The following is an 8105-nucleotide window of genomic DNA, read 5'->3' as shown; positions in this document are numbered from 1 at the left end:
ACCCATCGAGGAGGCCACCGGCAACCCGTATGTCGAGGAGTCCATCGTCACGGATTCGGCCTTGTCGATCACCGTGTATACCCCGGGCGGCGTCCAGAACGAGAAGGTCCGGCCCGCAATGGTCTCGAATCCACCCATGCCCATCGAGGTGGGCATGGCACGAACAAGCTTGCCATTGTTGAACACACTGACCGTTTTGGTCTTGTCATCGGCGATGGAGACGTGCGCATCACCAATCGTGAAGGAGGCCTTGGCGTTCTCATCCCCGTATAGCCCGTCACCGAGCCGCACCCCGAAGATGTTGGCCGCCACGGTGACGGTGGTACCGGGCGCGTAGTACTTCTCCGGCCGCCAGTGCGCCGTGCGGTCGTCCACCCAGTACCAGGAGCCGGGTACCGGCGGGGTGGTGGTCACCACCAGGTTGCGTTCGGCGGCGGCCTTATCGGTGATCGCTTCGTCGAACCGCGCGGCGATGATGGTCCCGATGCCGTATCGGATGTCATCGTGGATCGGCAGACCGCCCGGCGTCTCGAGGTACACCTGGGTGAGGTTGTCCGGCGTTGCCGTCTCGAACTTGGTGGTCCGGGTCAGCGGCACGCCGCCGGACCCCTGACCGGCGACCTGCATGGTGTAGGCGCGGCCATACTTGAGCGGCTCGGTCGGTTGCCACGACGTCCGGTCCGGGGACAGCGCCCCGGCGACGGTGTTTCCGTAGTCGTCGACGAGCGAGACGTTGGTGAGGCTACCGCCGACGACGCGCGTGGCGACCCGGCTCAGCGGACTGAGATCCTGCGCACCGCTGGCGGGTGCGACACCGAGCAGCGGTGGTTCCGGCGGTGGCGGGGGCAGTTGCGCCTGCGCGCTGGCAGTGGCGGTCTTGCAGCCGTCTCGGCAGCCCAGCCCGGCGACGTCACTGCCCAGGACCCCCAGGAGCACGACCGCCACCACCAGGCTTGCCGTGCAAGCACGACGGGAAAAAGCCACCGAAAATCACTCCAGAACGGGTCGACGATGCGGTACCGGCGTCACCATTGACGCCTGAATCATAGACGTCAGCGGGCCGCCGATGGGACCCGAAATCGCCCGGCAGCGCTCCGACCTGCAGCAAACGCGTATTGATTAGCCGTTTCTAATCCCAGCGCCCGGCGACCATGCCTCACTGCAGCGCGCTGCCTTTGCGCCAGTCGGCCCAGGACAGTGTCCAGTCGCCATTCTGCGACACCTGCAGCGGCGGTCCGCCCGTGTTGCGGACCTCGACCACGTCACCGGGTACGGCGAAGTCGTAGAACCAGGCCGCGTTCTCGCTGTTGAGGTTGAGGCAGCCGTGCGAGGTGTCGGTGTTGCCCTGCGCCCACACCGTCGCGTTCAGTTGATGCAAGTAGATGCCATCGGTACTGATGCGGGTGGCATAGGGGATGGTCTCGCGGTACCCCAGCCGCGAGTTGATCGGCAGCCCATAGGTGGAGGAATCCATGATCACGGGGTTGGCTTTGTCCATCACGGTGTAGACGCCGGGCGGGGTCCAGAACGTCAACGTCTGGCCACCGATCGTCTCGGAGCCGCCCATGCCCATCGAGGTCGGCATCGTGCGCACCAGCGTGCCGTTGTCGTAGACGCTGACCTGCTTGGTGGTGTCGTCGGCGATGGCGACGTGCGCGTCGCCGATGGTGAACGTCGCCGTGGAGTCCTCCTCACCGTAGAGGCCCTCACCCAGCGGCACACCGTAGATGTTTGCCCGCACGGTCACCGAAGTGCCTGGGGTGTAGTACTTTTCCGGTCGCCAGTGGGCGTTCTGGTCGTCGATCCAGTACCACGATCCGCGCACCGGTGGGTTCGTGGTGACCGATAGGCGGCGTTCGGCGGCGGCCCGATCGGCGATGGGTTTCGTCGAAGTGGGCGACGACGACAGCGCCGATGCCGAATGTGCCCCCGTCGAGCCGCTGTCCGCCGGGGGCGATCAGGTACACCTCGGTCTGGTTGCTCGGGACCAGGGTCTGGAAGGTCGACTCCCACGGCGGACTGGACACCGCCGGGCCCGCGGGCCTCGACGGAAAGGGTGTACGTGCGCCCGTAACCCAGCGCCACCGTGGGTTTCCAGGTCTTGAAGTCGGGGGTGACGACGCCGGGCACGGACTTGCCCGCATCATTGACCATCGTGACCCCGGTGAGCATGCCGGTGTGCGCGACAACGGTGATGCCGCCGAGCGGGTCGACGTCGGTGGCACCGTCGGCCGGGGTGATGGCGACCTGGGCCGGATCATTCGAGGGAGCGGGCTGCGGGTCACGAGCGGCGGCCTCGGTGCGGCAGTGCTCGGGGCAGCGCGGGGCCGCAGAGATCACCACACCACCCAGCACGGCCAGCACCGCCAGGACGACCCCGAGGCAGGCGCCACGGGCGCGACGACTGAAGGTCACCTAATTCACTCCATACAAATGGTCGGCCACTGTTGCCGGGACTCCGATGATCCATCGGGCCTCTGAAGCATAGACGCTGCACCTCGGCTCCACGTTCGGGCAAAGGTTCGCGCCGCGTCACAAGATGGACAAGACTCGAGCACATGACCGAACCCGGAGCGGCCCGTGTCGCGGTGTACCTCGACTTCGACAACATCGTCATCTCCCGCTACGACCAGGTCAACGGCCGCAACTCATTTCAGCGCGACAAGGCAAAGGGACTCGAGAGCGCCCGGCTGGCCCGAGCCAGGGTCGATGTGGGCGCGATCCTGGACTTCGCCTCGTCCTTCGGCACCGTAGTTCTCACCCGTGCGTACGCCGACTGGTCCGCCGGCGTCAACGCCGAGTACCGGGAGCAACTGGTGGGCCGCGCGGTGGATCTGGTGCAGCTGTTCCCGGCGGCCGCGTACGGCAAGAACGCCGCCGACATTCGGGTTGGCCGTCGACGCCGTCGAGGATATGTTCCGGCTGCCGGACCTGACTCATGTGGTGATCGTCGCCGGCGACTCCGACTACATCCCGCTCGCGCAGCGGTGCAAGCGGTTGGGTCGCTACGTGGTCGGCATCGGGGTGGCCGGCTCGTCGAGCAAGTCGCTGGCTGCAGCCTGCGACGACTTCGTCATCTACGACGCCCTGCCCGGGGTACCGGTGTTCGAGCCGCCGGAAGCCACCGAGCCGCCGCAGCGGGCCAAGCGCACCAAGTCAGCCGAGCCGGAAGCGCCCGACGCACAGACCGCGGCGACCGCCCTGCTGACGCGCGCGCTGCAGATCGGCCTGGAAAAGGACGATGTCGAGTGGCTGCACAACTCGGCGGTCAAGGCTCAGATGAAACGCATGGATCCGTCGTTCTCGGAGAAGTCGTTGGGGTTCAAGTCGTTCAGCGACTTCCTGCGTTCCCGCTCCGATGCGGTGGAACTCGATGAAAGCTCCACCACCCGGTTGGTGAAGCTGCGTTAGGAGGTCTCGGCCGCACCCAACCGGGTCAATGTGAACGGGGCGGCGATGGTCTGCGGTTTGCCCCCACACACGCCGCCGTTGAAGATGCTGGCCCAGCCCGTGAGTGTGGCCGCGTCCCAGGAGTACGTCATCCGACCCGGATGCATGCTGCCGTCATTGCAGGTGATCGCGTCGGGCTGGTCGACGAACAAGATCCATGAGCCCACCGACCAGAAGGCGTCGCCATTCCACGGCTGCTGCCCCTTCCACCCCGCTGAGCTGATGTGGACGCAATGGTCGTCGTCGTTCACGCACGGGGTGGCGGTCCAGTCGGCGGTGACCGTTCCGGCTTGAAACTGGTAGTTGCCGACGGCATTGGGGTCGGCAGCGTGGGCGGTGCCGGCGAACCCTGCGGCACTGACGGCGGCGATTGTCGACGCGGCGATAATCAGGGTCCGTTTCATTGCACTCCTCGATGAGTCCCAATCGCGGCCCCCCGACCCGTCGAAAATTATGCCCGAATTCCGTGGGCACATGCCGAAAGCGAAATTAACGCTCCCACATTGCAAGTCGTGATGGCAGCGTCGCACCCATCAAATTGACGCCGAATTTTCCTGCTCGGCGACGCATTCGACACGCACGGCAGACCGCAATTCGCCGCCTCGGGTTTGCTGAATTCGCAACGACATTCTCGGCGGTGACGGTAAGCGCGGAGTGCGGTTCGATCATCCCCGGTTCCGGCCGGCCCGGGCCAGCAGCCAGGCCTGTCCGCCACCCTCACCGGCGGCCACCGCGTCGAGTCCGGCAAACGCGGCGGCCAACTCGCCGGGAGCGGCTCGGAACGGGCCGGGCCGGGCTCCGACTTCACTGAGCACACTGATGGCCAGCAACCCGCCCGAGGCCAGCCTGCCGGCGATCGCCGGATACAGCCCAGGGTCACGAAAGCGATGGCAGAAGATCACCTCGACGGACGGGCCGGGTGGCAGCCCGTTGTCGAGATCGACGACATCGAAGCGGCACCGGCAGCCAACATCGTTGCGCTCAGCCAACTCTCGTGCGTGCGCGACGGCCACCGGCGACACGTCCACACCCCACACCGCCAGTCCGCGTTGCGCCAGCCACACCGACGCCGATCCCCCTCCGCAGGCCAGCTCGAGGGCCTGTCCTGAGGTCGGGAAGACGTCGACATACGGCGCGAACACCGCGGGCGGGCCAACCGGCGACGCTGCGCCGGCACCGTATCGGTCGTCCCAGCGAACACGGTCGGATTCGGCCACCCGGACACGGTAGCGGGGCGAAGCGACCGCCTCGCGCCGCGATTGATATTTCCCCGCCGCGGGTAACCCTCTTGCGGTCGATTACCCACGCTCCGAGGACGGATAGTGACAAACCCACCAAGCGCATCGATCCCGAAGGCCGAATCCAAGTGGCTCTCGAAGTCAGCCTCGCAGACCCGCGGATCGGACAAGGCCGAAGTCCAGTTCCACTACGACATCTCCAACGACTTCTTCAAACTCTGGCAAGACCCGACCCAGACGTACAGCTGCGCCTATTTCGAGCGTGACGACATGACACTGGAGGAGGCCCAGCTGGCCAAGATCGATCTGGCACTGGGCAAGCTCGGCCTGCAGCCGGGGATGACGCTGCTGGACATCGGCTGCGGCTGGGGTTCGACGATCATGCGGGCCGTGGAGAAATACGACGTCAATGTCATCGGGTTGACGCTCTCGGAGAACCAGAGACGCCACATTGAGGAGTTCTGGTTCGCCAACTCCGACAGCCCCCGCCGCAAAGAGGTCCGGCTGCTGCCGTGGGAGGAGTTCGACGGCAAGGTCGATCGGATCGTCTCGATCGGCGCCTTCGAGCACTTCGGGTTCAACAAGTACGACGACTACTTCAAAAAGACTCTCAGTTGGATGCCCGACGACGGGGTGATGTTGCTACACACGATCATCGTTCCCGAGGACGAGGAGGTCAAAGCCAAGCGCCTGCCGCTGACCATGTCGCGGGTGCGGTTCATCAAGTTCATCATGGACGAGATCTACCCGGGTGGCCGGTTGCCGCTGGCCTCGATGGTCCGCAAGCACGCGGTCGACGCGGGCTTCACGGTGACCCGCGAGCAGCATCTGCAGCCGCACTACGTCCGCACGCTGGATACCTGGGCGGCCAACCTCGAAGCGAAGCGGGACGAAGCGATCGCGATCACCTCTGCGGAAACCTACGAGCGTTTTCACAAGTATCTGACCGGGTGTGCCGATCTGTTCCGCGGCGGCTTCACCGACGTGTGCCAGTTTACGTGCGAAAAGTCAAACAGTTAGCGTGTTTTCAGCTACGACGTGAACAACTCGGCTAGAGAGGGTCGGTCGTCGATGACGGAAAGTGGTTCGGGCGCAACGCAGATGCGTCCCGCCTACGAAGATGTCCAGGCACACTACGACATCTCCAATGACTTCTTCGGGCTCTTCCAGGACCCGACGCGGACCTACAGCTGCGCGTACTTCGAACGCGAGGGCATGTCGCTGGAGCAAGCCCAGCTGGCGAAAATTGATCTGGCACTGAGCAAGTTGGATCTGCAGCCCGGCGCCACCCTGCTTGACGTCGGTTGCGGGTGGGGTTCGGTGATGAAACGGGCCGTGCAGCGGTATGACGTGAACGCTGTCGGGCTGACGCTGAGCCGTAACCAGTGTGCATTGGGCCAAGAGGTGCTTGACGCTGTCGAGACCGACCGATCGCGGCTCATCCAGCTACGCGGCTGGGAGGAGTTCGACCAGCCCGTCGATCGGATCGTCAGCATCGAGGCGTTCGAGGCTTTTCCGAAGGACCGCTACGCCGCGTTCTTCCAGACCTGCCACCGCGTGCTGCCCGACGACGGACGGATGGTGCTGCAGACGATCATGGGCCATCCCCTGAAACGCTGGCCCGACATGGGCATTCCGATCACCATGAGTGACCTGAAGTTCATGCGATTCATCGCCAAGGAGATCTTCCCGGGCGGGGCGGTGCCGTGCGACGAGGATGTCGTCGGATTCTCGGAGAAGGCCGGCTTCTCCGTGGAGAACATCGACTACCTGACACCGCATTACGTGCGCACGCTCGACATCTGGTCACAGCGGCTGGAAGCCGCCCGCGACCGGGCCGTCGCCGTGACCTCGGTCGAGACCTATGACCGCTACATGCGGTACCTCACCGGGTGCTCGGACTTCTTCAGCCGCGGGATTTCCGAAGTCGGCCAGTTCACGCTGGTCAAGCGCTGACTCACGCGGTACCGAACGCCAGTGCCACGTTGTGGCCGCCGAGGCCGAACGAGTTGCTGATCGCGTAGCTGTAGTCGCCGCGGCGCGGGCGGTCGACCACCACGTCGAGCTCGATGGCCGGGTCCAGGTCCTTGACGTTGCGAGTGGCCGGCACGACCCCGTCCCGCAGCGCCTGCACGGTGAGCACCGCCTCGATCGCCCCGGCGGCACCCAGCGAGTGCCCCAGCGCGGCTTTGGGGGCGTACACCGCGGCGCTGTGCCCGCGCAGACCGAGCGAGATTGCGCGCGCCTCGGCGAGATCGCCGAATCGGGTCCCGGTGGCGTGGGCGTTGACGTGATCGATGTCGGTGGGGGCGAGGCCGGCCAGAGCGATCGCGTGCGCGATGGCTTGGCCGGCCAGTTCACCATCGGGTTCGGGTCGAATGTCGTCGTAGGCGTCGGAGGTCGTCGCCGCCCCCATCAACCGAGCCAGAATCGGTGCTCGACGAGCCTTGGCGTGTTCCTCGGTTTCGATGAGGAGCAGCGCCGCACCTTCGGCGAGCACCATCCCGTCGCGATGGCGGTCGAAGGGACGGCAGGCACCAGGCGGGTCGTCGTTGTTCGTCGAGAGCATTCCGAGCTCGTGGAAGGCCCCGACCGGGACCGGCTCGACCCAGGTCTCGACCGCCCCGCAGATCGCGATGTCGGCGTCGCCCATGACGATGTGCCGCCATGCCTCGGCGATCGCGCCCGCCCCCGAGGCGTCGCCCATGAGCGGGCTCAAAACACCGGCCTTGGCCTGCCGTTCCAATCCGATGGCCGCCGCCGGCGCGTTGGGCATGAACATCTGCACCGCCAGCGGCGAGGTCGCCTTGAGGCCGCGCTCGCGCCAGGCGTCGTACTGGGCGACGATCTCCTCGGTGGCACCCAGGGCCTGGCCGATGGACACCATCAGCCTGGTGGTGTCGACATCCGGGGCTCCGGCCGCGTCCCACAGCCGGCGGCCCACCACCGTCGACATCTTGCCCAGATAAGACAGTCGCCGCAGCTCAACGCGGTTGAGGTGGCGGTCGAAGTCTTCGCGTAGCGCACCCCCGAAGCGCACCGGCGAGTCGTATTCGTCCACGAACGACTTGTCCAGCCGACGAATCCCACTGGCGCCTTCAAGCAGCTGCTGCCACGTGTCCTCGGCGTCTGTGGCGACGGAATTCGTCGATGCGACGGCGGTGACCACGACGTCGGTCAGCCCCTCGCCGGTCCTCAGCGCTGCCATCTGCTGGCCCGACCCTTCGGTAGCGTCCTGTGACGCGGCGCATACCCGATCCCCGCGGAAACTATGCAGACCGCGGTACTGCTATGCTGTGTGCAACGTTGGCTTCACGACAAAGTCGCCAGCACGTCGTGGAACACCTTCACTTCACCGGCGCCAAGCCGGCTCCGGGGCCGAATTCCTTGAATTCAGCGCCCCCGAAGCACACAGTC

At 65.8% G+C, this 8105-nt stretch carries 6 protein-coding genes and 2 pseudogenes; 3 read left to right on the top strand and 5 right to left on the bottom strand.

Annotated elements, in window-relative coordinates:
- On the bottom strand, positions 1-936 hold a 936-nt coding region (locus tag ADBZ9K_RS27810), incomplete at its 3' end, for an Ig-like domain-containing protein (protein WP_526625576.1).
- Positions 937-1156: 220 nt separating this feature from the next.
- A pseudogene (locus ADBZ9K_RS27805) lies at positions 1157-2415 on the bottom strand (Ig-like domain-containing protein).
- Between the two features lie 143 nt (positions 2416-2558).
- Here ADBZ9K_RS27805 and ADBZ9K_RS27800 point away from each other — a divergent pair.
- A pseudogene (locus ADBZ9K_RS27800) lies at positions 2559-3411 on the top strand (NYN domain-containing protein).
- Here ADBZ9K_RS27800 and ADBZ9K_RS27795 read toward each other — a convergent pair.
- The gene (locus ADBZ9K_RS27795; RefSeq protein ID WP_526625575.1) at positions 3408-3854 is read right to left on the bottom strand and encodes a hypothetical protein; all 447 of its coding nucleotides are present in this window, start codon (positions 3852-3854) and stop codon (positions 3408-3410) included. The pseudogene ADBZ9K_RS27800 and the gene ADBZ9K_RS27795 sit on opposite strands and share 4 nt — an antisense overlap.
- Before the next feature lie 261 nt (positions 3855-4115).
- Positions 4116-4667, bottom strand: coding sequence for a class I SAM-dependent methyltransferase (locus ADBZ9K_RS27790; protein ID WP_526625573.1), 552 nt, complete (start codon positions 4665-4667; stop codon positions 4116-4118).
- A 105-nt stretch (positions 4668-4772) separates the two neighbouring features.
- On the opposite strand from ADBZ9K_RS27790, the gene ADBZ9K_RS27785 reads away from it, so the two are divergent.
- Entirely contained in the window at positions 4773-5708 is a 936-nt protein-coding gene (locus ADBZ9K_RS27785) for a cyclopropane mycolic acid synthase family methyltransferase (RefSeq protein ID WP_526625571.1), read from the top strand.
- A 51-nt stretch (positions 5709-5759) separates the two neighbouring features.
- The gene (locus ADBZ9K_RS27780) at positions 5760-6644 is read left to right on the top strand and encodes a cyclopropane mycolic acid synthase family methyltransferase (RefSeq protein WP_526625570.1); all 885 of its coding nucleotides are present in this window, start codon (positions 5760-5762) and stop codon (positions 6642-6644) included.
- A gap of 1 nt (position 6645) precedes the next feature.
- On the opposite strand, the gene ADBZ9K_RS27775 is transcribed toward ADBZ9K_RS27780, so the two are convergent.
- Complete coding sequence (locus tag ADBZ9K_RS27775) at positions 6646-7896, bottom strand: KasA/KasB family beta-ketoacyl-ACP synthase (protein WP_526625569.1); 1251 nt, start codon at positions 7894-7896, stop codon at positions 6646-6648.
- Between the last annotated feature and the right edge of the window lie 209 nt (positions 7897-8105).

The sequence above is a fragment of the Mycobacterium sp. genome, assembly GCF_965229265.1.
In the GTDB taxonomy this organism is placed as follows: Bacteria; Actinomycetota; Actinomycetes; order Mycobacteriales; family Mycobacteriaceae; genus Mycobacterium.
This window is presented reverse-complemented; position numbering and strand designations above follow the sequence as displayed.